Source organism: Inquilinus limosus MP06 (genome assembly GCF_000767795.1).
In the GTDB taxonomy this organism is placed as follows: Bacteria; Pseudomonadota; Alphaproteobacteria; order DSM-16000; family Inquilinaceae; genus Inquilinus; species Inquilinus limosus_E.
The window spans coordinates 1-294 of record NZ_JANX01001179.1 but is presented as its reverse complement, the minus strand read 5'-3'; the positions used below and the strand labels follow the sequence as shown (position 1 = coordinate 294).

Annotated in this window: 1 protein-coding gene; it reads right to left on the bottom strand. The window is 90.1% G+C overall.

The window, feature by feature from the left end; all coding sequences use genetic code 11:
• Positions 1-294: hypothetical protein (locus P409_RS41135; protein WP_238578865.1), on the bottom strand; the 294-nt coding region annotated here is incomplete at both ends.

Here is a 294-nt window from a genome sequence, read left to right as displayed (position 1 = left end):
TAGGGGGAGGGGCTGCGCGCGTCCGCGCGCGAATGGGCCACCCGCATGGGCGAGGAGCGGCCTCCGCCGTCGAGGCCGATGCACCGCAGTCCTGTCCAGGCGGCGAAAAACCCCCCCCCCCGCGCGCGCGCGCGCGCGCGCGCGCGCGCGCGCGCGCGCGCGCGCGCGCGCGCGCGCGCGCGCGCGCGCGCGCGCGCGCGCGCGCGCGCGCGCGCGCGCGCGCGCGCGCGCGCGCGCGCGCGCGCGCGCGCGCGCGCGCGCGCGCGCGCGCGCGCGCGCGCGCGCGCGCGCGCG